This is a genomic window from Polaromonas sp. P1_A2 (assembly GCF_056406895.1).
In genome coordinates, this window is record NZ_JBFTZI010000001.1 from 771,898 (window position 1) to 796,531 (window position 24,634).

Sequence of the window (24,634 nt, forward strand, 5' to 3'; positions counted from 1 at the left end):
GGCGGCGTTCAGACAATGGGCTGGTGCACGGTGACCAGCTTGGTGCCGTCGGGAAAGGTCGCTTCGACCTGGATGTCGGGGATCAGCTCGGGAATGCCGTCCATCACGTCGGCGCGGGTCAGCACGGTGCGGCCCTCGCTCATGAGCTGGGCGACGGACTTGCCGTCGCGCGCGCCTTCCATGACGGCGGCGCTGATCAGCGCCACGGACTCGGGGTAATTGAGCTTCAGGCCGCGGGCGCGGCGCCTTTCGGCCAGCAGGGCAGCCGTAAAAATAAGCAGCTTGTCTTTTTCGCGGGGCGTCAATTCCATGGGGCTCTCTCAGGGCAGGCTGCCGGCTTGGGGATGCTTGCCGGGGTGCAAGAATGGTGCCATAAGACGCCGTCCACGGTCCAGCCTGGGGCGGGCCGGCGGGTCGCATGGCACAGAACATGCACCTGAAGACGCTCAATCACTACGCGCCCGGCGCATCTGCCCCTCCCATGGACGCCCCGCTCACGCCCCTGCAGCCGCCCCTGCCGCCCGAAGCGGCAGCGGCCGCGCCCATGGCGGGCGGCGAAGCAGCGCCGCTGCAGCGCATCATCAAGGTCAGGCGCGACTACAACAGCTGGGTCGCCAGCGAAACCATGGAAGACTACGCGCTGCGCTTTACGCCGCAGCGCTTTCGCAAGTGGTCGGAATGGCGGGTCGCCAACACCGCCTTTGGCGCGGCCTCCTTTCTGATCCTCGAGGCGGTGGGCGCCACCTTGCTGGTCAAGTACGGCTTTACCAATGCCTTCTGGGCCATCGTCGCCACCGGCCTCATCATCTTCCTGGCCGGCCTGCCCATCAGCATTTACGCGGCGCGCTACGGCGTGGACATGGATCTGCTGACGCGCGGCGCCGGCTTCGGCTACATAGGCTCGACGCTGACCTCGCTGATCTACGCCTCCTTTACCTTTATCTTTTTTGCGCTGGAGGCGGCCGTCATGGCCTACGCGCTGGACCTGGCCCTGGGCATTCCGCCCAGTTGGGGCTATCTGGTCTGCGCGCTGGTGGTGATCCCGCTGGTCACCCACGGCGTGTCCGTGATCTCGCGCCTGCAGGTCTGGACCCAACCCCTGTGGCTGGTCATGCTGGTCGTGCCCTTTGTGTTTGTGCTGCTGCGCGATCCTGGTGCTTTTTCGGGCGTGCTGCACTATGGCGGTGAGAAGGGCGTGGGTGGTGAGTTTGATTTGCACCTGTTTGGTGCTGCATTGACCGTAGGCATCGCGCTGATCACCCAGATGGGCGAGCAGGCCGACTATTTGCGCTTCATGCCGGTGCAGACGCCGGCCAGGCGCTGGCGCTGGTGGGGCGGCGTGCTGGCCGGCGGGCCGGGCTGGGTCTTTCTGGGCGTGGTGAAGATGCTGGGCGGGGCCTTCCTGGCCTACCTGGCGATTAGCAATATGGTGCCGCTGGACCGCGCGGTGGACCCCAACCAGATGTACCTGGCGGCCTATGAATACGTGTTCCCGCACTACGGCATGGCCGTGGCCGCCACCGCGCTCTTCGTGGTCGTGTCGCAGCTCAAGATCAACGTCACCAACGCCTATGCCGGTTCGTTGGCCTGGTCGAATTTTTTCTCGCGCATCACGCACAGCCATCCGGGCCGCGTGGTCTGGGTGGTGTTCAACACGCTGATCGCCTTCATGCTGATGGAGATGAACGTCTTCCAGGCGCTGGGCGACGTGCTGGGCCTGTACTCCAACATCGCCATCGCCTGGGTCATGGCCGTGGTGGCCGACCTGGTCATCAACAAGCCGCTGGGCCTGAGCCCGCCGGGCATAGAGTTCAAGCGCGCCCACCTCTACGACATCAACCCGGTCGGCGTGGGCGCCATGGCCCTGGCCTCGGCGCTGTCCATCACGGCGCACCTGGGGATGTACGGCGAGATGGCGCAGGCCTTCTCGGCGGTGATCGCCATGGGAACGGCCTTTGTGGCGGCGCCGCTGATCGCCTGGGCCACCAAGGGCCGTTACTACATCGCGCGTGGGCCGGCCGTGGCGGCCGGTGAGGGCGCCTACAAACCTTATGCCTTGCAGCAATGCGTGATTTGCGAGCGCGCCTACGAGGGCCCGGACATGGCCCACTGCCCGGCCTACCAGGGTCCCATCTGCTCACTGTGCTGCACGCTGGATGCGCGCTGCGGCGACCTGTGCAAGCCGCACGCCAGCCTCTCGGCGCAATGGTCGGGCGCGCTGCGCTGGTTGTTGCCGCGCCGCGCCTGGCCGTACCTGGACACCGGCCTGGGCCACTTCCTGCTGCTGATGCTGATCATCGTGCCGCTGCTGGCCAGCGTGTTCGGCCTGCTTTACCACCAGGAAATCAGCGCGCTGTCGGACTTCACGCCCTCGGAGCCGGCCCTGAAGTCGGGCTTTCTGAAGGCCTATATGGCGCTGTTGGTGATCGCCGGCCTGGTCGCCTGGTGGCTGGTGCTGGCGCACAAGAGCCGCCAGGTGGCGCAGGAGGAATCGAACCGCCAGACGCATTTGCTGATGCGCGAGATCGAGTCGCACCGCCAGACCGACGAGGCGCTGCAGCAGGCCAAGCGCGTGGCCGAGGAGGCGCGCCACCATGCCGACCAGGCCAACCAGGCCAAGAGCCGCTACATCAGCGCCATCAGCCACGAGCTGCGCACGCCGCTCAACAGCATCCTGGGCTATGCGCAGCTCATGGGCGAGGACAGCGCGATACCGCCGCACCGCAAGCAGGCCGTCAGCGTCATCAAGCGCGGCGGCGAGCACCTGCTGTCGCTGATCGAAGGCACGCTGGACATCGCCCGCATCGAGGCGGGCAAACTCACGCTCAACGTCAAGCCCATGCATTTCGCCGATTGTGTGCACGAGATGGCCGGCATGTTCGAGCTGCAGGCCGCGGCCAAGGGCCTGGCCTTTCACTTCGAGGCCAGCGGCAACCTGCCCGAGCTGGTGCGCGCCGACGAAAAACGCGTGCGCCAGATCCTTATCAACCTGCTGGGCAATGCCATCAAGTTCACGGTGCAGGGGCAGGTGACTTTCCGGCTGCGCCATGCGCGCGAGATGGCCTACATCGACATCGAGGACACTGGCCCCGGCATGCGCGAGGCGGAACTCGCGCGCATCTTTGAGCCCTTCGCGCGCGGCACCGCGGCCGGCCAGAGCGCCGAAGGCACGCCGGGCGCCGGCCTGGGCCTGACGATTGCCAAGATGCTGACCGACCTGATGGGCGGTGAGATGACGGTGGTCAGCACGCCGGGCCAGGGTTCCATCTTCCGCATACGGCTGTTCCTGCCCGAGGTGCACCTGCCGGCGGGTGCCGCCAAAGAGGCCGCCGCCGTGCCGGCGCGGCGCCGGCCGCGCGGCTATGAGGGCGCGCGCCGCAAGCTGCTGGTGGTCGACAACGAAGAGCCCGACCGCGAACTGCTGGTGCAGCTGCTGCAGCCCATGGGCTTTGAGCTGCGCACCGCCGCCAGCGGCCACGACTGCCTGGACCTGCTGGCCGCCGGCTACCAGCCCGACGTGATCTTCATGGACCTGGCCATGCCGGGCATAGACGGCTGGGAGACGCTGCGCCGCGTGCGCGGCTCCGGCCATGAGGGCATACACCTGGCCGTCGTCTCGGCCAATGCCTTTGACAAAGGCATGGAAAACGACGCGGGCATTCTTCCCGAAGACTTCATCTTGAAGCCCGTGCGCCACACCGAGCTGATCGCCTGGCTGGAGCGGCGCCTGTCGCTCACCTGGCGTTATGACGAGCCGGCTGAGGAGCTTGTGCCCGCGGCCGCGTCGCCGCGGCGCGTGCTGCCGCACGCCCCGCAACTGGCCGCGCTGCAGGAGGTGGTCAGCCTCGGTTTTTACCGCGGCATCATGAACATGCTGGCGGAGATAGAGCGGCAGCAGCCCGCCACCACCGCATTCGTCGAAGACATGCGCGTGCTGGCGCGGCAGTTCCAGTTCGAGGCCATGGGCCGCCAGCTCGCCAACCAGGAGGCCAGCCATGAGCAGCGTGCTTGAAGATTCCCCCACCACACTGAACCGGCTCAACCGCAGCCTGGACCACACGCTGGACCGGGCCAACAGCGACGTCGTGCTCATCGTGGACGACGTGCCCGACAACCTCTCGGTGCTGCACGACGCGCTCGATGAGTCGGGCTACACCGTGCTGGTGGCCACCAGCGGCGAGGCCGCGCTGCAGCGCGCGCTGCAGGCCCGGCCCGACATCGTGCTGCTGGACGCGATGATGCCCGGCATGGACGGCTTTGAAGTCGCCAAGCGCCTGAAGGCCATGGCCGAGACCGCCCACATCCCCATCATCTTCATGACCGGCCTGACCGAAACCGAGCACCTGGTGGCCGCGCTGGAGGCCGGCGGCGTCGACTACGTGAACAAGCCCATCAAGCCCAAGGAAGTCATGGCGCGCATGGGCGTGCACCTGCAGGGCGCGCGCCGTGCCCGCCAGGAGGCGCGCCAGGCCGGCCAGGCGCGCAATGCGCTGGACGCCTTCGGTTATGCCAGCATCGCGGTGCGCATGGGCGGCGCGGCCGACGGCCGGCTGATCTGGCAGACGCCGCTGGCGCGCGAGCTTTTGATGCGCTACTACGGCACCTCGGCGCCGCAAACGCCCGAGCCGGTGCTGGCCTGGTTGCGCAGCCACCTCGCGGACGCCGAGCGCCAGGTCGAGCCGCCGCGCCTGGCGGTGGAAATGGGCCCGCGCCGGCTGACCTTCCGGCTGCACCAGCAGACCGGCGACGGAGGCGAAAGCGGCGACGCCGCCGGCCGGGGCGACTGGCTGATCGTGATGCGCGAGATCTCCGACGATGCGGTGGTCGAGGCCATGAGCCTGAGCTTCAAGCTCACGGCCCGCGAGGCCGAGGTGCTGTACTGGGTGGTCAAGGGCAAGACCAACCGCGACATCGGCGACATCCTGGGCTCCAGCCCGGCCACCGTGAAGAAGCACCTGGAACGGGTCTACGCCAAGCTGGGCGTGGAAACCCGCACCGCCGCCGCGGGCATGGCCATGAACAAGATCCGACAATTGCACCCGCAGTTTGAGGGCTGAGAAACCCGGTCCAACAGGGCGAAAGGCGCGATTTGCGCCGGGCGGTTACAATAGCAGCTTCGGTAAAGCATCAGCTTTTTACATCGAGACCTTTTCCCAACAGGTTTCCTTCTCAATAGCGGCGCTTCCCAGAGCCCGAATCCACAGTGTTTTCAGTGCCCATACAGCCCTGAACCCTCTCAGCACTGTTCCGTTTTTCCGGCGAGCACTCTTCCCGACAGTGCCCACGCATGGCTCAACCAGCCCAGCCCCTGACAAGGGCCAGGCGGGTGGACACCGAACACCCGCCGGCTTGCTCGCAAGCCGATTCTCCTTATTTATCAAGCCGGGACACATAACCCGGCACGGACTTTTTTATGAACGTAGATCACACCAAAATCGCGGTGGGCAAGTACCTTGTCTCACCACTGGCCAAGCAGCAAGGCGAAGGCTACGCTGCATCGGTTTCCATCCGCTCCGGCCGCGGCAGCGCCACGCACGACCGCGTGCTGCGCTTCAGCGGCCTCTTCGACAGCGCGGCCTCGGCCGTGCAATACGCGACGGAACACGCCCTGCGCTGGATCCACGAGCGCTCAACGCCGGCCTGCGCATAAGCCTTGCCAGCCCTGACAACAGATATCACGGACAACTTTTTCAATTCCCTAGGAGTTACATCATGGCCAAAGAAGAACTGATTGAAATGCATGGGCTGGTCGACGAAGTGTTGCCGGATTCGCGCTTTCGCGTCACGCTCGAGAACGGCCACAAGCTTGTGGCTTACACCTCGGGCAAGATGCGCAAAAACCATATCCGCATCCTGGCCGGCGACCAGGTGTCGCTGGAGCTCTCGCCCTACGACCTGAGCAAGGGCCGGATCACCTTCCGCCACATCGCAGGCCGCGGCCCGGGCCCGGCGCCGCGCCAGGCCCGCTAAACCGGCCTTCGCAAAAAACACAAAGCCCGGCAGGTGGAGAGGAATCTCCGCCTGCCGGGCTTTGTCATTTGCGGTGTGTTTTCAGTGGCGGCCGGCCGCCATGTGCTCGGTCTTCCTGTTGATCAGCACCTCGGGCTCCTGGGCCTCGACCCAGCTCTCGTTGTTGAGCCCGGCCTTGAGCCTGTCGGTGTCCAGGTCATTCGTCCATTTGGCGACCACGATGGTGGCCACGCCGTTGCCTATCAGGTTGGTCAGCGCACGCGCCTCCGACATGAAACGGTCTATGCCCAGGATCAGCGCCAGCCCCGCCACGGGCACGGTGCCCACGGCCGACAGCGTGGCGGCCAGCACGATGAAGCCGCTGCCCGTGATGCCGGCCGCACCCTTGGAGGTCAGCAGCAGCACCGCCAGCAGCGTGAGCTCCTGTGTGAGCGTCATGGGCGTGTTGGTGGCCTGCGCGATGAACACCGCCGCCATCGTGAGGTAGATGGACGTGCCGTCCAGGTTGAAGGAGTAGCCGGTCGGAATCACCAGGCCCACGGTGGTCTTTTTCGCGCCCAGGTTCTCCATCTTTTCCATCATGCGCGGCAGCACCGATTCGGACGAGGAGGTGCCCAGCACGATCAGCAGCTCTTCCTTGATGTACTTGATGAACTTCCAGATGCTGAAGCCGTGCACGCGCGCGATGGCGCCCAGTACCACAAAGATGAAGATCAGGCAGGTCGCGTAGAAGGCGGCCATCAGCTTGCCCAGCGACACCAGGCTGTCCACGCCGTAAGCGCCTATGGTGAAGGCCATGGCGCCGAACGCGCCTATGGGCGCCACCTTCATGATGAAACCGACGATGGTGAACAGCACGTGCGAGGTTTTTTCGACGAAGTCGAACACCAGCGTGCCGCGCCCGCCGAAACGGTGCAGCGCGAAGCCGAACATCACCGCGATCAGCAGCACCTGCAAAATCTCGCCTTTGGCGAAGGCGTCCACCACGGTGGACGGGATGATGTTCATGATGAAGTCGGTGGTGCCGACCATCTTGCCGGGGCCGGTATAGGCGGCAATGGCCTTGGTGTCCAGCGTGGACACGTCGACATTCATGCCCTGGCCCGGCTTGAACACATTGACCAGCACCAGGCCTATGATCAGCGCGAAGGTGCTGACGATCTCAAAGTAAAGCAGCGCCAGGCCGCCGGTCTTGCCGACCTTCTTCATGTCCTCCATGCCGGCGATGCCGATCACGACGGTGCAGAAGATGATGGGCGCGATCATCATCTTGATGAGCTTGATAAAGCCGTCGCCCAGCGGCTTCATGAGCTTGCCGGCATCGGGGTAAAAATGCCCCAGCAGCACGCCGGCGATGACCGCGCAGATCACCTGGAAATAGAGCGATTTGTAGAGGGGCGGCTTGCGCTTGGTTGTCTCTGTTGTCGTTGTTGTCATGGCCGGGACGCGTCAGGCTGCGCGCAGTGGTGGTCGGGTCACCAAATATAGCCCCGCCACACGATTTGTCCATGTGGGAAACCACAGATCACAAACCTTTACGCGGCCCTTTACCCAGCCGCTGCGCGGCCTGAAAACTCAGCCGGCCGGCGTGCCGCTGCCGCCGCCCGTGGCCGGCGGGCGCGCCATCCAGGCGATCAGCGAGGAGCGCATGGCTTCCTCCACCGACATGTCTATGGGCTGCACCCAGTCGGCCGGCACGAACACCGTGTAGCCGCCTATCATGTAACCCATGGGCAGGTAGACCGCCACGCGATCGCCGGGCAGGAAGCCTGGCCCCAGGTCGGCGAAGCTGCGGCGCGTGATCAGGCCCACGATTTCCATCGCGTGGCCGGGCATGCGCAGTATCACCACGCTTTGCTCGCCCTGCTTGCCCGAAGGCGAAAAGTAGTCGGCGAAGCTTTTGAGCGAGGAGTAAATGCTTTTGACGACCGGCAGATTGGTGAAAGGCATTTCCGCGAAAGACAGCAGCTTGCGCACGCTCCGCTTGGACACCAGGTAGCCGATCACCAGGATGCTGAGCACGCCGAACACCAGGCCCAGGCCCGGGATGTAAAAGCTGCCGATCAGCGGCCGCAGAATCCACAGCGCCGCGGTCTCCATCCAGGCCAGGAAGATGTAGAGCAGGTAGACCGTCAGGGCTACCGGCAGGATGGTGATGAGGCCGCGAAAGAAATATTTGTAAAGGCTTTTCATGGATTTTGGGTGTATGCCGGCACGCACGATGCGGGGCCGGCCATGCTCTGCAATATAACCATTTCAGTTGACGCTCGGCCCGCTGGGCGCCTGTCGGCCTTTTCCTACGTTTTTCGGGTACTAATCACCGCAGCTTGTCATATTTCCATGCTTAAACTGGCGTCATTGCGAACACCTGATATGAACGCCCACGCAGCTGCAGAGACGACACCGGACACGGGCCGGCACGCCTTTGCCCTTGTGCTTGATTCATGCCTGCGGCGCCGGCCGTTTCAGCGGCCTTCGGCCCCTGCGCCGAAAGTTACGTTTGCACCCCTTGATATTTTTTTGCGGCGCTCCAAGCTGCGTCTGCAAGGCCACGTCCGGCCTGCCCGGATATTTTTGAGGATTCCTGTTTCATGAGCCACTCCACATTGGTCAACGCACAACTCAAAGTCCCTCTTCGTTCTTTGGCCCTCACCGTCGAGGAGCCCGCCCCCGGCGAATTCTGCTGGCGCATTCTTGAAAGCCGCGAAGACCCGCGGGTGTTTGAATCGATCTCCTGCTCCGACATCACCTTCGCGGCCTATGACACGGCCCTGGCCACCGGCTACGGCGAACTGCAGCGCCTGGTCGGCCCCGACCTTCAATACGGGCCGCGCAGCGAGGAAGACTTGCAGGCCGAGCTCTTCGTCGCGCCCGCAGCCAAGGCCGCCGAAGGCGGCAGCGACAAGCGCGGCTCCGTCAACGGCTTCAAGCCCGGCCCGGTGCCGGCATGAAGCGCGACCTGGAGGCCGACTACGCGGACCTGCGCGCCCGGCTGCAGGCCTTGCAGGCGGCCCCGGTCAAGGATTTCGCGAAGATAGACCAGCTCATCGACGAGCTTGAAAAACTCCAGCTCGCAATCAAGGCCGAACACGGCCTGCACGGCAACAACCCCATCGAATAGCGGCGAGCGCTGCAGGGGTAAGCAGCTGTTCCCGCATGTGCCATCCTGCATGCGCCTGTGAGGCGCGTAGCATTTTGTGACCTCGCTTGTCCTACATGGCGCGCTGTACCAGGCCGACGAAAAAGGCTCCGCTCCCTACCGTAAATTGAACCCAGTCGGCAATACGGCCGGCGATTTACCAACCCGATTGCCTGTGATGGGCATGACCTTAGGAGTACACCATGAGAGCATCGAAAACCCTGGCTTCCGCCGTTGCCGCAGCCGCAGTGGTTGGCGCCATTGGCCTGGCTTATGCCCAGGACACCAGCACCACCACGCCCGCCACGCCGGCAGACCAGACCCTGCAGAACCAGGGCAGCACCAGCCCCAGCACCTCGCCGTCGAGCGGCACGGACATGGCCGTCACCCCGACCGAGCGTCCCGCACAAGCTGACCGCAACTAAGCCAGGCCACTCATGCATCTGCGCATGAAATCGCTCCGGATCGCCTCGGCGGCCCGGAGCGTTTTATGTGGGGCGCAGTATTTTTTGATTCCTGTCCATGGCCGCCTCCCCGCCTGATGTTCAGCAGCGGCCCGCTGCTGAAGGACCGACCCCGGCGCTGGTGGACACGCGGCATTCCGATATTCTTGACGGCATCAAGCAGGGCGTTCTCTGGGGCGCCGCCATCGCGGTGCTGGTCCTGCCGCTTTTCCGGCCCCATCCCGTGGCCCCGCCGGCGGCCGCCGGCCTTCAAGCCACGGCACCCACGCCCATGACGCCGCGCACGGCGGATTTCGGCGGCGAGGAGGCTTCGAACGAAGCGCGCGAAGTCGCCAACTGGGTGGTCAGCTCCGGCGACAACCGCAAACTCTTTTTTGTGATCCTCGACAAGATCAACACCAAGGTGTTTGTCTTCGAGCCCTCCGGCAAGCTGCGCAGCGCCACGCCGGTGCTGATAGGCGCCGCGCGCGGCGACGACTCGGTGGACGGCATAGGCGGGCGGCCCATCGCCCAGGTGCAGCCGCAGGAGCGCACCACGCCCGCGGGCCGTTTCGTCGCCGAACCCGGGCGCAACGCCACGGGCGAGGACGTGGTCTGGGTCGACTACGACGCGGCCGTCTCCATGCACCGCGTGCGCACGCTGGAGCCCAAGGAGCGCCGGCTCGAGCGCCTCGCCTCGCCGACCACCGAGGACAACCGCATCTCCTACGGCTGCATCAACATGCCGGTGGAGTTTTATGAAAACGTGCTCAAGCCCGCCTTCAACGCGAGTTACGGCGTGGTCTATGTGCTGCCCGAAGTCAAGCCGCTGGCCGAGGTGTTTCCGGCGGCGCATGAACTCGCGGTGAAGCAGGGCACGGTGCCCGCCGGCTGAGGTTTCCGTTCGGCCAATTCTCTCTCTCCTGATTTGTAACTTGTAACGGGCACCAGCGCGGTGTCCCGCCCGGTGTTGCGCGCAGGCATCTGCCGCGCCAAAAAATGCCGCCTCCGGCGACTGTTACATGCCCCCGCGGGTGCTTCCGTTGGTCTGCTAAAACCGCTTCGCTTCGGCATTTCAAAAGGATTCATTGCTATACAAGTCATAGCGAGTATCCGAGGCAGTTCAGGGTTTCTCCGTTGAGCACAATTGCTTGCATCGTTAACATGGTGCAACCGCGCCGGGGTGCGCTCCACACACAGTGACCCCGTTTTTTTGGATGTGCGTTCGCGCACTTTTTGGTGCCACGCACAGGACCCCGGATGTTGTTCGCAGGCAGGAAACACGCAGCAAAAATCGCCCGCACGGCGGCCCTCGCCGTTCTTGCCGCCGCGCCCTTGTTTTCCGTCGCCGCGCCGCTGGCCCCCTACACCGACAGTGCCGCAGCGCCGGCCGCAAGTCCCGATGCCGGCATGGTGCTGGTCTCGGCCTCTTCCGATGCACGCCAGGCCTTGCGCTGGGTGGTGCAGGCGCACGACAACGAAGGCCTGCCTTTTGTGATCGTCGACAAAAAAGGCGGGCGCATTTTTGTGTTCGAGGCGGGCGGGCAGCTGCGCGGCACATCGCCCGCGCTGACCGGCCTGGCGCCCGGCGACCACGGCGTGCCCGGCATGGCGCAGCGCAGCGTGGCCAGCCTGCGCGAGGATGAACGCACCACACCGGCCGGCCGCTTTGTCTCCGAGCCCGGCCACAACCTGCAGGGCGAGGCCATTGTCTGGATCGACTACGCGGCCAAGCTCGCCATACATCGCCTGCGCCCCGCGCCACCGGCCGAGCGCCGCGCCGAGCGCCTGGCCTCGGAAACGCCCGACGACAACCGCATCTCCATGGGTTGTGTGGTGGTGCCGGTCCGCTTTTACGAAACCGTGGTCGGCCCCGTCCTCGGAAAAAGCCGCGGCATCGTCTACGTGCTGCCCGAAACCCAGCCGCTGGCCAGCATGCTGGGCGCGCTGCAGCTAAGCCAGCGCTAGTCCTTCCCGGGCCGCAGCCCCTGACTGCCTGGGTACGGCCCCGGCCTGCAAGCAGCTGCCTGCACAACTACACGCGCGTCAGCCATGCCCTACTTGCAGCGGGCCTGGAGGCTGGCATGGGGCGCGCGGCCCGCCGCCTACATTGGATTTGTCTCTTCAACCCTGACCACTTTTTAGGAGAAACAAATGCCCATCATTGCCTGGCTACTGGGTGTCCCCCTCAGCGTGATCCTGATCCTCATGTTGCTGGGCGTGTTTTAGGCCCGCAAGGCGGCCTCAGGGCCGCTCCAACAAAAAGCCCGCGAATGCGGGCTTTTTGTTTACAGCGCGTCGGCGGCTTCCCTGCGCCGCGCGCGCAGGCGCGCCACTTTCCACCAGCCCGGCAGCAGGCTTTGTATTTCGGGCCGGGTAAAGCGGTCGTCTATGAGGTAGACGACGCCGCGGTCGGAGGTCGTGCGTATCACCCGGCCGGCCGCCTGCACCACTTTCTGCAGGCCGGGGTAGAGGTAGGTGTAGTCATAACTCTGGGCCGCGCCGAAGTTGGCGCCCATGCGCTCGCGGATCTGCTCGTTCACCGCATTGACCTGGGGCAGGCCCAGGGTGGCGATAAAAGCGCCTATCAGGCGCTCACCCGGCAGGTCTATGCCCTCGGCGAAAGAGCCGCCCAGCACGGCAAAACCTATGCCTTGCGAGGCCGGCGTGAAGCGCGCGAGGAAGGCGTCGCGCGCGGCTTCCTCCATGCCGCGCGTCTGCTCCCATACCGGAATCTGCGGATAGCGCTGGCGGAACAGCGCCAGGAGTTGCTGCAGGTAGTCGTAGCTGCTCAGGAACGCCAGGTAGTTGCCGGGCCGGTCCTCGTACTGCCGCGCCATCAGGTCGATGATGGGCGAGAGCGAATCGCCCCGGTGCTGCAGGCGCGTGGAGACGTCGCTGACCACCGAGACCTGCAGCTGTTCGGCCAGAAAGGGTGACTCCACCTCGGTCCACACCGTGCCGGCCGGCAGGCCCAGCGTGTCGGCGTAGTAGTTCTGCGGGCTCAGCGTGGCCGAAAACAGCGCCGCCGACTGCGCGGCCGCAAAGCGTGGCGCCAGAAAGGGCGCGGGCACGACGTTGCGGATATTGAGCAGCACCAGCGGCTGGCCCAGCGCCTGGCCGAATGCGCCCGGCCCGGTATCGGTTTGCAGCGTCACGTCAAACAGCGAATGCTCGCCAAAGGCCTCGGCCATGCGCGAGAAATGCAGGGCCTCGAAATAAAAGTCCTGCAGCTCGCCGTCCATGCGCGTCGGGTTGGCCAGCAGGAAGTCGGTGACCTGGGTCAGGGCCTGGCCCAGGGTCTTGAGGAAGGGCGCGGGCAGCTCGGCATGAACCTCGTAGGGCTCGCTTTGCGCCTGCTGCAGCTCCTGCAGGCCGCGGTTGAGCCGCTCCAGCGCGCCGCGCACGGCGCGCGGCGCGCCGGCGTGCACCTGCTGCAGCTGCGCCTGGCTCAGCGTGGCCGAATACATTTTCCGCGCGCGTTCCACCAGGTTGTGCGCCTCGTCCACCAGCACCGCCACGCGCCACTGGTTGCCCTGGGCCTGGCCGTGCAGCAGCGCGCTGGTGTCGAAGTAATAGTTGTAGTCACCCACCACCACGTCCGACCAGGTCACCAGCTCCTGGCTCAGGTAGTAGGGGCACACATGGTGGGCCAGCGCCAGTTCGCGCAGCGCGGCCTTGTCCAGCGGGCCGTGCGTGGCGGCGTGCTTCACGGCGGCGCTGCGCGCCTGTGGCAGGCGGTCGTAAAAACCCTTGGCCAGCGGGCAGGCATCGCCGTGGCAGGCCTTGCCCGGGTGTTCGCAGGCCTTGTCGCGCGCCACCAGTTCCAGCACGCGCAGCGGCAGGGCCTGGGTGCTGCCCTTGATGCGGTCCAGCGCGTCCAGCGCCAGCCTGCGGCCCGGGGTTTTCGCGGCCAGGAAAAACAATTTGTCGAGCTGCTTTTTGGGCACTGCCTTGAGCAGCGGGAACACCGTGCCTATGGTCTTGCCTATGCCCGTGGGCGCCTGCGCCATCAGGCAGCTGCCGGCCTGCGCGGTCTTGTAGACGGCCTCGGCCAGTTCGCGCTGGCCGGGCCGGAAGGTGGGGTGCGGAAACGCCAGCGCCGTCAGCGCCGCATCGCGCGCCTGGCGGTGCGCCAGTTCCTGCTCGGCCCAGGCCAGGAAGCGTTCGCACTGCGCTTCAAAATAGTCCTTGAGCGCGGCCGCCGTGAAGTGCTCGGTCAGCGGCGTTTCCTGCGTGCTGGCCACGTCGAAATAGACCAGGCTGAGGTTGATGTCGGGCAACTTCCTGTCCTGGCACAGCAGCCAGCCGTAGACCTTCAGCTGTGCCCAGTGCAGGTGGCGGCGGTTGTCGGCCATGGCATGCAGGTCGCCCCGGTAGGTCTTGACCTCTTCGAGCTGGTTCTGCTCGGGGTCGTAGCCGTCGGCGCGGCCGCGCACGGTCAGCGACTTGTAGTCGCCCTCCAGGCTGACTTCCGACTGGTAGCTTTCCCCACGGCGCGACGCGACCAGCGCATGGCCGGCCATGCCTTCCTGGGCCGAAGGCGAGGGGGTAAAGCGTAGGTCCAGGTCGCCATGCTTGGCGGTGAACTCGCACAGGGCCCTGACGGCCACAAGGTATTTCAATCGGGGTGCGCTCTCTGGAAGTCGGGAATGGGGGGCAGGGCTTCATGGTAGCGCAGCCGCCTCCTCGCGGAGATTGTTCCCCCTGTGGAAACAGAACATTACCGCGCCCTCCATTTACCGATGCGCCGCAGCCGTCTACATTGGCGCCCATGGACCAAATTGTTGTGTGGCTGGAGCAGTACGGCCTGGCTGCCGTTTTCCTCAACATCGTGCTGGAGCAGCTCGGCCTGCCGGTGCCGGCCTACCCGGTGCTGATACTCACCGGCGCCTTGAGCTATGGCGGCCGGTATTCGGCCGGCGGCCTGCTCGCGACGGCCGTGCTGGCCTGCCTGATCGCCGATTGCCTCTGGTACTGGGCCGGCCAGCGATACGGCAGCCGCGTGCTCAAGACCTTGTGCCGGATTTCGCTGTCGCCCGATTCCTGCGTGCGGCAGACCGAGTCCATCTTCACGCGCTGGGGCGCCAGGTCGCTGGTGCTGGCCAAGTTCATTCCGGGTTTCGCCTCGCTGGCCACCGCGCTGGCGGGGCGCACCGGCGTGCCTTTCGGGCGCTTCCTGTTCTTTGATGCGATAGGCGCGGCCTTGTATGCCGGCGTGGGGCTGGCCATAGGCATGCTGTTCCATGACGCGGTGGCCGACGTGCTGGCCGTCTTCGAGCAGATGGGCCGCATAGGCCTGATGGTGCTGCTGGCCGCCTTCGCGCTCTTCCTGGCGCACAAATGGTGGCAGCGCCAGCGCTTTTACCGCCAGCTGCGCATGGCGCGCATCACCCCGCAGGAGCTGCTGCAGCTCACGCGCGGCGAGCAGCCGGCCGTGATCCTCGACGTGCGCACCGAACTGAGCCGCGGCGCGGGCGGCATCATCCCGGGTGCCCTGCTGTGGTCGGACCCGGACCGCAAGATGGCCACGCTGGACCTGCCGCACGACGTGCCGGTGGTGGTGTACTGCGCCTGTCCCAACGATGCCTCGGCCGCCCAGGTGGCCAGGCGACTGATGGCGGCGGGCTTCAAGAACGTGCGGCCGCTGCATGGCGGCATAGACGCCTGGCAGGCGGCCGGGCTGTCGCTGGAGTACCCGCATGCCGTGTGAATGGGATGAATGTGTAAAAGTACCTTTGCCTTGCGGGGGAGGGTGGCGCTAAGCTCTTGTGCCCAGGCCGTTTCAGCCGGCTCACCAAAAAAGAGGTCTTAAGTTTTCAAATCTGGCATGTGCCGATGACTGCCGCACCCAAAAGAAGACAGGGTGTTGTCCTATGGCGGATTTTCCAGCGGCGCAGCACACTCGGTTTCGCAAACGCCGTGCAAAATGCATGAAGGCACCTCGCCTTTGCCAAGAAAGTAAACAGCAGCGCATGAAGCCCTCTTCGCCAGGCGAATTGACCGCAGCCCACCGCCCGCATGGCGCGGCGGGAGGGACCGGCAACGCGTTGGTGGGCCCGTTCACCGGGGCAAGGCCGTGAAGCGGGACGAAACCCTGGCCCAGGCCAACGAACGCCTGCAGGCCGAGGCACTGGCGCTGGCTGAGGCCAACAAGGCCCTGGCGCAGGAACTTGCCGAGCAGCGCCGCGCCGCCGAGGTGCTGCAGGACGACGTGGACAGCCTGCGCAGCCTGGCGTCCATTTCAGCGGACTGGTACTGGGAGCAGGACGCCGATTTCCGTTTCACCGCCTTTGCCGCCGAGCGCAGCGTGGGCAGCGCGGGCAGGAGCAGTGCGGACCCGGACCTCAGCAGCGCCATCGGCAAGCAGCGCTGGGAGCTGGAGGGCGCTTACCCCTTGAGCATGTCCTGGGATCACCACCGCGCGGTGCTGGAGGCGCGCCAGGCCTTCCGCGATTTCGAGTACATCCGCGTGCTGGACGACGGCGTGGCCCACTATTTTTCCGCCAGCGGCGTGCCGGTGTTCAACAAGCAGCAGGAGTTCGCCGGTTACCGCGGCATCACGCGGGACACCACGGTGGCCAGGCGCATCGAGGAAAAAGAGCGCAAGGCCGCGCGCTTCCTCGACGACGTCGTCGACAACATGCCGGTCGCCGTGCACCTGAAGTCGGTGCAGGACGGCCTGCGCATCGTGGCCTGGAACAAGGCCGCCGAAAGCCTCTACGGCATACGGCGCGAGGACGCCATGGGCCGCACCGTGCACGACCTCTGGCCGCAGGACCACGCGGACCGCATCAATGTCTCCGACGTGGAGGTGGCGAACACCGGCGTCATGCAGGACTTCCCCGACCGGGTCATCATGACGCGGGACCGCGGCAGGATACGCGTGCACATGCGCAAGCTGCCGCTCAAGGACGGCGGCGGCAGGGTCACCCACATCCTGATCACGGCCGAGGACATCACCGAGCGCCTGGCCGCCGAGGACCGCCTGCGTAGTAGCCAGGCGCGGTTCAGAAGCCTCACTCAGCTCTCGTCCGACTGGTACTGGGAACAGGACAAAAACTTCCGCAACGTCTTTGTCTCCAACGATCCGCAGCGCTTTGCCCTGGGAACCCAGGTCATCGGGGAAGGGCTGTGCCGATGGGACCTGCCCAACTCCGCGCCGCTTGTCGGCACGTGGGAGGAGCACAAGGCCGCCTTGCAGGCGCATTTGCCGTTTCGCAATTTTGAGTACCAGCTGACCAAGGCGGATGGCGGTGTCATTTACCGCAGCGTCAGCGGAGAGCCGGTGTTTGGTGACAACGGAGCCTTTGAAGGTTACCGCGGCGTGGGAAGCGACATCACCGAACGCAAGCAGACCGAAACCGCGCTGCGCACGAGCAACGCGCGTTTCCGGGCGGTGGTCGGGGCGCTTGCCGAAGGCGTGATGCTGCGTGACGCCGAAGGCAAAATCATCGACTGCAACCCCAGCGCGGAACGCATTTTCGGCAAGACCATGGCGCAGATGAAGGGCCAGACCTCGGCGGCGCCGGATTGGGAGCGCTTGCGCGAGGACGGCACCCACATGCCCGAAGTTGAATGGGCCAGCGTGCGCGCCGTCAGCAGCGGGCAGGCGCAGAGCAATGTCGTGCAGCGTTACCGCAGGCCCGACGGCAGCACCTTCTGGGGCCTCATTAACGTGCAGCCTCTCTTTGACGGCAAGAGCGACAAGCCCATCGGCTTTGTCACTTCCATTTCCGACATCACCAAACGCAAGCAGGCCGAGGTGGAAATCGTGCGGCTCAATGTCGACCTGGAAAACCGCGTGCTGCGCAGGACGGCGCAGCTCGAGGCCGCCAACAAGGAGATGGAGGCCTTCTCCTATTCCGTGGCGCACGACCTGCGCACGCCGCTGAGCACCATAGACGGCTTTTGCGCGCTGATGGAAAAACACATGCCGCCGGCCGCCGGCGAGCGCGCCCTGCATTTCCTCGAGCGCATACGCAGCAGCGTGCGGCGCATGGGCGAGCTCACCGACGGGCTGCTGGCCCTCACCCGCCTGTCGCGCACCAGCATGGTCTGGGACACGGTGGACATCAGCGCCGAGGCGCTGCGCGTGGCCAAGCGGCTCAAGGACGCCGAGGCCGGGCGCGAGGCGCGCATCGCGATCGAGCCCGGCATGGCGGCGCGCGGCGACCAGGCCATGCTGGGCCAGGTGCTGGAGCAGCTGATCGCCAACGCCTGGAAGTTCAGCGCCAAGAAGGAGCGCGTCGAAATCGAGATCGGGCGCCAGCGCGACAAGGACGGGCAGCCGGTGTTCTTCGTGAAGGACACGGGCGCCGGCTTCGACATGGCTTACGTCGACAAGCTGTTCGGAAACTTCGAGCGCCTGCACTCGCCCGAGGAATTCGCCGGCAGCGGCATAGGCCTGGCCACGGCCAAGCGCATCATCGACCGGCACGGCGGCAAGATCTGGGCGCAGTCGGTGGTCGGCGAAGGCAGCACCTTTTATTTCTCGCTGGGCGGCGACCAGACCGGCCTCGGGCAGGACGGGCGGGGGACTCAGGGCGCCCAGGCCGCCGAAACAGAGCACGAATCGGGCTTCTCGACGCTGGAGGTGCCCAGCAGCGCGCCCCTGAGCAGCGACAACGACGCCTTCATGCTCAACGACCAGCAGTTCAGCAACGCGTTTGAGCATGCCGCGATCGGCATGACGCTGATAGGCATAGACTCGCGCCGCCTCAAGGTCAACACTGCCTTCTGCCAGATGCTCGGTTATTCCGAGGCCGAGATGCTGGCGCGCACCATCCACGACCTGACCCACCCCGATGACATCGAATGGGACTTGAAGCAGCGCCAGCGCGCGCTGGCCGGCGAGATCGAATCCTTCCACACGGAAAAGCGCTACATCCACAAGGACGGCCACATCGTCTGGGGTTATATGAGCTGCTCCCTGGTGCGCGACGAGGACCGCAAACCGCTGCGCTTCATCGCGCAGATCCAGGACATCACCGAGCGCAAGCAGACCGAACAGGTGCTGCGCGAAAGCGAGGAGCGCTTCCGCGCGCTCACCGAGCTGTCCTCCGACTGGTTCTGGGAGCAGGACGAGAACTTCCGTTTTGTCGAGGTATCCGGCGAGGCCCCCAACGCTTCGGGCGTCCAGAAATCAGCCTATGGCAAGACCCCCTGGGAGCTCAACTACATCCAGATGAGCGACGAGGGGTGGGCCCACTACAAAGGCGTGGTGCAGCGGCACGAGGTTTTCCGCGATATTGAAACCACGCGGCGCGACTCCAAGGGCCGGACTCGCTACTTCAGCATCAGCGGTGTGCCCAAATTCGATGCCAATGGCAAATTCACCGGCTACCGCGGCACCGGCCGCGACACCACCGAGATGCGCCGCGTCACCGAGGCGCTGCGCACCAGCGAAGCGCAACTGCGTGAAATCACCGACACCATACCGGCCTGGATCACCTACGCCGACGCCGACCAGTACCTGCGTTTTCACAACCGCGCCTACGAGGAAGTCTTCGGCATGACGAGTGCGCAGCTCGAAGGCAAGACCATACGGGAAATTGTGGGCGAGGAGATGTACGCGCTGATCAGGCCCCGGGTTGAGGAGGTGCTGCAGGGCTACCCGGTGGTCTACGAGCGCGCGCAGAAAACCGCGCGCGGCGGAACGCGCGACTACGTGGTCAACTACTTCCCGCGCTACGGCGAAGGCAGGGACGAGGGCAAGGTGATCGGCTTTTACACCCTGGCCAACGACGTTACCGAGCTCAAGCGCATAGACCGCATGAAGAGCGAATTCGTCTCCACGGTCAGCCACGAGCTGCGCACGCCGCTCACCTCGATACGCGGCTCGCTGGGCCTGATCTCCGGCGGTGTCGCCGGCCAGCTGCCCGAGGCCGTCAAGACCCTGGTGGGCATCGCCAAGAGCAACTGCGAGCGCCTGATCCGGCTCATCAACGACATCCTGGACATCGAGAAGATAGAGTCCGGCAAGATGACCCTGGACCTGCAGGTGATAGAACTCAAGCCCCTGCTCGAGCAGGCGCTGGCCGCCAACGAGGGCTACGGCGCCGCCAAGAACGTGAGCCTGAGCCTGCAGTTCCCCGACGAGGAACTGATGGTCAGGGCCGACGGCGACCGCCTGATGCAGGTCGTCACCAACCTGCTGTCCAACGCGATGAAGTTTTCCCCGTCCGACGGCGTGGTGGAAATCCATGTGGGGCGCAGCGCGAGCGGGGGCGTGCGCGTCGAGGTGCGCGACCACGGGCCCGGCATTCCCGAGGAGTTCCGCAAGCGCATCTTCCAGAAATTTTCCCAGGCCGATTCCTCCGACACGCGCCAGAAGGGCGGCACCGGGCTGGGCCTGAACATTTCACGGGCCATCATCGAGCGCCTGGGCGGCAGCATAGGCTTTGAAACCCATACCAACGAAGGCACCACCTTCTACTTCGAACTGCCGGAATGGGTGGAGCCGCCACCCACGCGCCCGGTGGAGATGACCGGCGACAGGCCCTGCGTGCTGGTCTGCGAGGACGACCACGACATCTCCCGCCTGATCGGCATGATGCTGGACAAGGGCGGCTTCGATTCCGACCCGGTCTACAGCGCCGAGGAGGCACTGGCCCAGTTGGGGCGGCGGCACTACGACGCCATCACGGTCGACCTCAAGCTGCCCGGCCAGGACGGCATCGCGCTGATACGCCAGCTGCGCGGGCGGCTGCTCACGCGCGACGTGCCGGTGGTCGTCATCTCGGCCTGGGCCGGCGAAGGCAAGGTGCAGTTCAACGACCAGGCCCTGACCGTCTCGGACTGGCTGGAAAAACCCATAGACGAAAACCTGCTGGTGCTGGGCGTGCGCCGCGCCATCGAGGGCGCGGCCGAAAACAAGCCCGTCATCCTGCACGTCGAGGACGATCCCGACATCCAGCGCATCGCGGCCACCATCGCGCAGGACTTCGCGACCTTCGTCTTCGCGGCAACCCTGCAGGAAGCCCGCGCGCGGCTGGAGAGCCAGCCCTTCGACCTGGTCCTGCTGGACATCAACCTCAAGGAAGGCTCGGGCTGGGACCTGCTCACCGACATCGAGGCGCTGGAGTCGCCGCCGCCCGTGGTGGTGTTCTCCGCGATGGAAGCCACCCGGGCTCAGGCCGCGCGCGCCACCGCTGTGCTGGTCAAGGCCAAGACCTCCAACGAGGAACTGCTGGCCACCCTGAGGCGGGTGCTGGGCCTGGCGCGCCCGCCTGAAATAGAACTCGAGTAGCGCCGCCTAGGCGCCGGGCGATTCCGATTCCAGCAGCGCGGTGTAGCGGCGCTGCATCTCCTCGGGCGTCAGCGTCTCAATGCTGTGGCCCACGCTCCAGCGGTGGCCGAAGGGGTCGCGAAAACTGCCCGAGCGCTCGCCGTAAAACTGGTCCTGCGTGGCCATCTCCAGCGTCGCGCCGGCTTGCAGCGCCCGTGCAATCACCGCATCGCAATCGTCGACATGCAAGTGCAGGGTCACACTCACCGGCGTACCCTTCGCGGGCGCGCCCGTGCCGCATTCCGGGAACTCGTCCGACAGCATCAGCGTGGTGCCGCCGAACTCCAGCTCGGCGTGGCCTACGCGTCCGCTGGGTTCGGTCAGGCGGAATTTTTCGGCCACCCCAAACACCGAGGTGTAGAACGTCAAGGCTTTTTCAGCATCCTTGACGTGGATATACGCAAACAGTTCGTGAATCGCCATGCGGCCTCCTGAAAAAGGGAATACGGCCAGTCTAGAGGCCGGCGGCCCCGCGGTCTTGAACAAAATTGACATGCGGCCGTGAAGGGGATGAGACGGACGCGCAAGACCTGGGCACCAGCACATGGTTGGCCGACACGGGCCGCGCCAGCCGGTACTGCTCGGGCGTGAGTCCGGCGAATTCGCGGAACTCGCGGTTGAAATGCGGCTGGTCGCTGTAGCCGGCCTCCATCGCCACGCCGGCCAGGCCCAGCGGGCCCTGCAGCAGCGGCAGGGCTTTCTGGAAGCGCCGCAGCCGGCAATACAGCTTGGGCCCCAGGCCCACGGCCTGTGAAAACAGGCGTATGAACTGCCGATGGCTATAGCCGCTGCGGGCCACCGCATCCTCCACGCCCATGCCCGCCTCGAACTGCCGCAAGGCCTGCGTGACCAGCGGGTGCGCCGGCTGCGCCGGGCCGGCGCGCAGGCGCCGCAGCAGCAGGGCCTCCAGGCGGCGCAAGGCCTGCTGCGGCGTGGCGGCCGCCAGCAGTTGCTCGCGCGCCAGCTCCGCATGGTTTCCCCAGAGGTCTTCCAGGCTCACATGGTGCCCGGCCAGCTCATCGGCCGGCAGGCCCAGCAGCGCCTGCGCCGCGCCGGGCAGCAACTGCACACCCACCGAATGCGAGGGCGCGCCCACCTCCTTGGCATAAAAGCCCGCGCGCGGCCCGCCCACCAGGGCCTGGCCCAGCGGCCGGCCCTTGCCGTCCGCGGCGTGGTCGAAGATGCGCACGCCCGGCCCCGAGAGGCGGAACACCAGGTGCATCAGGCCGGTAGGCAGCACATGCTCACGCGCCGGCGCCGGCTGCACCTGGGCAGCGGCGGGCAGGCTGGCCCACGCGGTCTTGACGAAGTTGGCCAGCAGGGGATGAGGTGCGCGTTGCATGGCTTGGAAGCGATGGTTGGCCTTCAGTCTAGGCCCTGGCAGGCCCTTGCGCCATGCCGCCGGGCATGCGGCGGCCCGGCCTGCGGGCTTTCCGGTCCGCAGGCCTTATTTACCTTGGATGAGAAATTTAATTTCAGAATAAGTGCACACCACCCAGGGTATTCACTTACATAAAGTCACATTTAGCCAAATATCCTACGGATTCTGAAAATTACTTTCATCTAGGAGTGCTTTATGGTTAACCATCGCCTACATACGCGCCGGCTACTGCCGGCCCTGGTTTTTGGCCTGATGGCCGCCCTGCAGGGCGCCGCGCCCGCCCTGGCGCAGGCGCCGGCCTCCGTGGCCAACCTGGCCATGGTGGGGGAGCCGCCCTCGCTGGATCCCATGCAGGCCACCACCGACCTGGTCGGCACCATCATGCAGCACGTGTACGAGCCGCTCTACACCTTTGACGCCAAATGGAATGTCGTGCCCATGCTGGCCGACGGCATGCCGCGTTTCTCGGCCGACGGCAAGGTCGTCACCATCACGCTGCGCAAGGGCGTGAAGCTGCACTCGGGCCGCGCGCTCGACGCCGAGGACGTGGTCGTCAGCCTCAAGCGCTGGATCAAGGAGGCGCCGCGCGGCAAGGCCGTGGGCAAGGAAATCGTCGATTTGAAGGCCGCCGGCCCGCTCACGGTGGAGTTGACGCTCAGGGGGCCTTACGCGCCGCTGCTCGCGCAGCTGGCCCTTCCCAGCGGCATGGCCGCCATCATGGCCAAGGAGGCCGTGCAGATTCCGCTGCGCAATTTCATAGGCACGGGCCCCTACAAGTTCAAGGAGCGCCGCACCGACCAGTTCGTGGTGCTCACGCGCTTTGACGGCTACAGCGCGCGCAAGGAGCCGGCCAACGGCTACGGCGGCAAGCGCGAGGCCTTCATCGAGGAGCTGCGTTTCATCCCCGTGCCCACGCCCGGCACGCGCGTGGAAGGCGCCTTGTCCGGCCAGTTCCACTTCGCCGACCTGCTGCCCATAGATGCGCTGGCCCGCCTCGAAAAATCCGGCGGCCGCGCCGCGCCGGTGATCACGCCGGCCTTCGGTTTCCCGTACCTGGTGTTCAATACCCGCGAGGGCATCAACGCCAACAAGGGCATGCGCCAGGCGATACAGACCGCCATAGGCCCCGGCGAAATGATGGCCGCCGGTTTCGGCGACACGCGCTTCTTCACGGCCGAGGCCAACCACTTCCCGCAGGGCTCGCCGTATTACTCCGCCGCCGGCAGCGAGAGCTACAACCAGCGTGATCCCGCCAAGGCCAAGGGCCTGGCCGAAGCCGCCGGCTACAAGGGCGAGACCGTGCGCATCCTCACCAGCCGCCAGTACGACTTCCACTACAACATGGCCGTGGTCATGGCCGAGCAGCTCAAGCGCGCCGGCATCAAGGCCGAGCTCACCGTGGTCGACTGGTCCACCCTGGTTCAGCGCCGCAACGACTCCTCCGCGTGGGACATCTACGTCACGCACTCAGGCCTCTTGCCCGAACCCATGCTCTCGCCGCCGCAACTCGGCGACGGCGCGCCGGGCTGGTGGAACACCCCGGCCAAACAGGCCGCGCTGCTCGAGTTCAACCACATCCCGCTTCCCGCCAAGCGCGGGCCGCTGTGGGGCAAGGTGCAGCAGCTGGTGTACGACGAAGTGCCCTACATCGACATCGGCAAATTCAACAGCCTGTCGGCCAAGTCCACCAAGCTCGAAAACTACCAGCCTGCGCTCTGGCCCTTCTTCTGGAACGTGAAGCTCAAGAACTGATCGCAACCAGCGTTCAGAAAAACAAAAGCCGTGCGGCTGCAAACCGCACGGCTTTTTTCATGGGCGAGGAATTCCTCAGGGTTGCCGGCTCTGGTTCATCGCGTTGTCGAATTCTTCGCGCGAGAGAAAGTTGTCCTTGTTGAGGTCGGCCTCGTCAAAGTGTTTCGAGACGCCGCGAAAGTTCGAGGCCTCGTCGCGGCTGACCTTGCCGTCGCCGTTCTTGTCCATGAACTTGAAGGCGCGCTCCAGGTCCTTGGGATCGTACTTGGCGACCGCGGGTGCCGGCGCGGCAGCGGGGGCCGCGGCAGGCGCGGAGGCCGCTGCCGCCGGCTCCGCCGTCTGGGCCTGGGCCTGCGCGGCCAGCAGGGCGGCCGCGGCGGCCAGGGCCAGCAAAGACCCCAGCATCACCATGCGGGGGCGGGCCGGGCTGGAAGGCGCGCGGAGGATGGGGAGGGTCTTTGCCGTGGGCTGCTTCATGGGCTTCCTCTGTGAGTGATAGGTCATGGTCATCATTGGATGCTACCCCCGCCCTCAATACCAGTGTTCTTGCAGGGTGTTGCGCCGCTTTACCTGAGCGTGCACCGGGGACACACTTCTTTGCAGGCCGGCGGCGGGTGCGATCACACAAAAAAACATCTTTGTTCCGGGCCCCGGTTGAC

19 protein-coding genes are annotated in these 24,634 nt (G+C 65.6%); 12 read left to right on the forward strand and 7 right to left on the reverse strand.

The features are described from left to right. Window positions 1-8: 8 nt before the first annotated feature. Window positions 9-311: an urease subunit gamma gene (locus AC1D09_RS03660; RefSeq protein ID WP_007874763.1), complete on the reverse strand. Its 303-nt coding sequence runs from the start codon at window positions 309-311 to the stop codon at window positions 9-11. A 170-nt stretch (window positions 312-481) separates the two neighbouring features. On the opposite strand from AC1D09_RS03660, the gene AC1D09_RS03665 reads away from it, so the two are divergent. The 4 genes from AC1D09_RS03665 (at window position 482) to infA (ending at window position 5,970) form a co-directional block, all read left to right on the forward strand. Beyond that, window positions 482-4,012, forward strand: a complete 3,531-nt coding sequence (locus tag AC1D09_RS03665) for a hybrid sensor histidine kinase/response regulator (protein WP_477662307.1) — start codon at window positions 482-484, stop codon at window positions 4,010-4,012. Further along, window positions 3,996-5,057, forward strand: coding sequence for a response regulator (locus tag AC1D09_RS03670; protein ID WP_477662306.1), 1,062 nt, complete (start codon window positions 3,996-3,998; stop codon window positions 5,055-5,057). The genes AC1D09_RS03665 and AC1D09_RS03670 overlap by 17 nt, the downstream gene beginning before the upstream one ends. 356 nt (window positions 5,058-5,413) lie before the next feature. After that, the gene (locus tag AC1D09_RS03675; RefSeq protein WP_074576687.1) at window positions 5,414-5,650 is read left to right on the forward strand and encodes a hypothetical protein; all 237 of its coding nucleotides are present in this window, start codon (window positions 5,414-5,416) and stop codon (window positions 5,648-5,650) included. Between the two features lie 62 nt (window positions 5,651-5,712). Next, entirely contained in the window at window positions 5,713-5,970 is a 258-nt protein-coding gene (infA, locus tag AC1D09_RS03680; protein WP_007874777.1) for a translation initiation factor IF-1, read from the forward strand. Window positions 5,971-6,051: 81 nt separating this feature from the next. On the opposite strand, the gene AC1D09_RS03685 is transcribed toward infA, so the two are convergent. Together AC1D09_RS03685 and AC1D09_RS03690 are read right to left on the reverse strand one after the other, a co-directional pair. Further along, window positions 6,052-7,407, reverse strand: coding sequence for a dicarboxylate/amino acid:cation symporter (locus AC1D09_RS03685; RefSeq protein ID WP_477662305.1), 1,356 nt, complete (start codon window positions 7,405-7,407; stop codon window positions 6,052-6,054). 138 nt (window positions 7,408-7,545) lie between these two features. Next, the gene (locus AC1D09_RS03690) at window positions 7,546-8,163 is read right to left on the reverse strand and encodes a DUF502 domain-containing protein (RefSeq protein WP_477662304.1); all 618 of its coding nucleotides are present in this window, start codon (window positions 8,161-8,163) and stop codon (window positions 7,546-7,548) included. A gap of 398 nt (window positions 8,164-8,561) precedes the next feature. Between AC1D09_RS03690 and AC1D09_RS03695 the strand changes: the two genes are divergently transcribed. From AC1D09_RS03695 to AC1D09_RS03715, 5 genes are all read left to right on the forward strand, one after another. Continuing rightward, the gene (locus AC1D09_RS03695; protein WP_074576691.1) at window positions 8,562-8,921 is read left to right on the forward strand and encodes a hypothetical protein; all 360 of its coding nucleotides are present in this window, start codon (window positions 8,562-8,564) and stop codon (window positions 8,919-8,921) included. Further along, entirely contained in the window at window positions 8,918-9,091 is a 174-nt protein-coding gene (locus AC1D09_RS03700) for a hypothetical protein (RefSeq protein WP_477662303.1), read from the forward strand. Before AC1D09_RS03695 ends, AC1D09_RS03700 begins: the two co-directional genes overlap by 4 nt. Window positions 9,092-9,312: 221 nt before the next feature. Continuing rightward, a complete protein-coding gene (locus AC1D09_RS03705) occupies window positions 9,313-9,534 on the forward strand; it encodes a hypothetical protein (RefSeq protein ID WP_477662302.1) in 222 nt (73 codons plus the stop codon). A 97-nt stretch (window positions 9,535-9,631) separates the two neighbouring features. Next, window positions 9,632-10,447 carry a hypothetical protein gene (locus tag AC1D09_RS03710; RefSeq protein ID WP_477662301.1) on the forward strand — a complete coding sequence of 272 codons (816 nt, stop codon included), beginning with the start codon at window positions 9,632-9,634 and terminating at the stop codon, window positions 10,445-10,447. A 365-nt stretch (window positions 10,448-10,812) separates the two neighbouring features. Next, on the forward strand, window positions 10,813-11,520 hold the full coding sequence (locus AC1D09_RS03715) for a hypothetical protein (RefSeq protein ID WP_477662300.1): 708 nt from the start codon (window positions 10,813-10,815) through the stop codon (window positions 11,518-11,520). A 320-nt stretch (window positions 11,521-11,840) separates the two neighbouring features. Here AC1D09_RS03715 and AC1D09_RS03720 read toward each other — a convergent pair whose 3' ends face one another. Beyond that, a complete protein-coding gene (locus tag AC1D09_RS03720) occupies window positions 11,841-14,177 on the reverse strand; it encodes an ATP-dependent DNA helicase (RefSeq protein WP_477700935.1) in 2,337 nt (778 codons plus the stop codon). A 149-nt stretch (window positions 14,178-14,326) separates the two neighbouring features. Here AC1D09_RS03720 and AC1D09_RS03725 point away from each other — a divergent pair, with 149 nt between their 5' ends. Further along, window positions 14,327-15,265, forward strand: a complete 939-nt coding sequence (locus AC1D09_RS03725; protein ID WP_477700936.1) for a rhodanese-like domain-containing protein — start codon at window positions 14,327-14,329, stop codon at window positions 15,263-15,265. Between the two features lie 366 nt (window positions 15,266-15,631). Beyond that, complete coding sequence (locus AC1D09_RS03730) at window positions 15,632-20,803, forward strand: PAS domain S-box protein (protein WP_477662297.1); 5,172 nt, start codon at window positions 15,632-15,634, stop codon at window positions 20,801-20,803. Between the two features lie 6 nt (window positions 20,804-20,809). On the opposite strand, the gene AC1D09_RS03735 is transcribed toward AC1D09_RS03730, so the two are convergent. After that, window positions 20,810-21,265, reverse strand: coding sequence for a VOC family protein (locus AC1D09_RS03735; protein ID WP_477662296.1), 456 nt, complete (start codon window positions 21,263-21,265; stop codon window positions 20,810-20,812). A 31-nt stretch (window positions 21,266-21,296) separates the two neighbouring features. Further along, window positions 21,297-22,184, reverse strand: coding sequence for a helix-turn-helix domain-containing protein (locus AC1D09_RS03740; RefSeq protein WP_477662295.1), 888 nt, complete (start codon window positions 22,182-22,184; stop codon window positions 21,297-21,299). A gap of 234 nt (window positions 22,185-22,418) precedes the next feature. Between AC1D09_RS03740 and AC1D09_RS03745 the strand changes: the two genes are divergently transcribed. Next, window positions 22,419-23,975: an ABC transporter substrate-binding protein gene (locus AC1D09_RS03745; protein WP_477662294.1), complete on the forward strand. Its 1,557-nt coding sequence runs from the start codon at window positions 22,419-22,421 to the stop codon at window positions 23,973-23,975. A gap of 75 nt (window positions 23,976-24,050) precedes the next feature. Here AC1D09_RS03745 and AC1D09_RS03750 read toward each other — a convergent pair whose 3' ends face one another. Continuing rightward, window positions 24,051-24,452, reverse strand: coding sequence for an EF-hand domain-containing protein (locus AC1D09_RS03750; protein WP_477662293.1), 402 nt, complete (start codon window positions 24,450-24,452; stop codon window positions 24,051-24,053). Window positions 24,453-24,634 lie beyond the last annotated feature (182 nt).

What these genes read in the sequence shown, in the direction of transcription:
- AC1D09_RS03660 (WP_007874763.1), bottom strand. Translation starts at nt 311, where the DNA reads ATGGAATTGACGCCCCGCGAAAAAGACAAGCTGCTTATTTTTACGGCT.
- AC1D09_RS03665 (WP_477662307.1), top strand. Translation starts at nt 482, where the DNA reads ATGGACGCCCCGCTCACGCCCCTGCAGCCGCCCCTGCCGCCCGAAGCG.
- AC1D09_RS03670 (WP_477662306.1), top strand. Translation starts at nt 3,996, where the DNA reads ATGAGCAGCGTGCTTGAAGATTCCCCCACCACACTGAACCGGCTCAAC.
- AC1D09_RS03675 (WP_074576687.1), top strand. Translation starts at nt 5,414, where the DNA reads ATGAACGTAGATCACACCAAAATCGCGGTGGGCAAGTACCTTGTCTCA.
- infA (WP_007874777.1), top strand. Translation starts at nt 5,713, where the DNA reads ATGGCCAAAGAAGAACTGATTGAAATGCATGGGCTGGTCGACGAAGTG.
- AC1D09_RS03685 (WP_477662305.1), bottom strand. Translation starts at nt 7,407, where the DNA reads ATGACAACAACGACAACAGAGACAACCAAGCGCAAGCCGCCCCTCTAC.
- AC1D09_RS03690 (WP_477662304.1), bottom strand. Translation starts at nt 8,163, where the DNA reads ATGAAAAGCCTTTACAAATATTTCTTTCGCGGCCTCATCACCATCCTG.
- AC1D09_RS03695 (WP_074576691.1), top strand. Translation starts at nt 8,562, where the DNA reads ATGAGCCACTCCACATTGGTCAACGCACAACTCAAAGTCCCTCTTCGT.
- AC1D09_RS03700 (WP_477662303.1), top strand. Translation starts at nt 8,918, where the DNA reads ATGAAGCGCGACCTGGAGGCCGACTACGCGGACCTGCGCGCCCGGCTG.
- AC1D09_RS03705 (WP_477662302.1), top strand. Translation starts at nt 9,313, where the DNA reads ATGAGAGCATCGAAAACCCTGGCTTCCGCCGTTGCCGCAGCCGCAGTG.
- AC1D09_RS03710 (WP_477662301.1), top strand. Translation starts at nt 9,632, where the DNA reads ATGGCCGCCTCCCCGCCTGATGTTCAGCAGCGGCCCGCTGCTGAAGGA.
- AC1D09_RS03715 (WP_477662300.1), top strand. Translation starts at nt 10,813, where the DNA reads ATGTTGTTCGCAGGCAGGAAACACGCAGCAAAAATCGCCCGCACGGCG.
- AC1D09_RS03725 (WP_477700936.1), top strand. Translation starts at nt 14,327, where the DNA reads ATGGACCAAATTGTTGTGTGGCTGGAGCAGTACGGCCTGGCTGCCGTT.
- AC1D09_RS03735 (WP_477662296.1), bottom strand. Translation starts at nt 21,265, where the DNA reads ATGGCGATTCACGAACTGTTTGCGTATATCCACGTCAAGGATGCTGAA.
- AC1D09_RS03740 (WP_477662295.1), bottom strand. Translation starts at nt 22,184, where the DNA reads ATGCAACGCGCACCTCATCCCCTGCTGGCCAACTTCGTCAAGACCGCG.
- AC1D09_RS03745 (WP_477662294.1), top strand. Translation starts at nt 22,419, where the DNA reads ATGGTTAACCATCGCCTACATACGCGCCGGCTACTGCCGGCCCTGGTT.
- AC1D09_RS03750 (WP_477662293.1), bottom strand. Translation starts at nt 24,452, where the DNA reads ATGAAGCAGCCCACGGCAAAGACCCTCCCCATCCTCCGCGCGCCTTCC.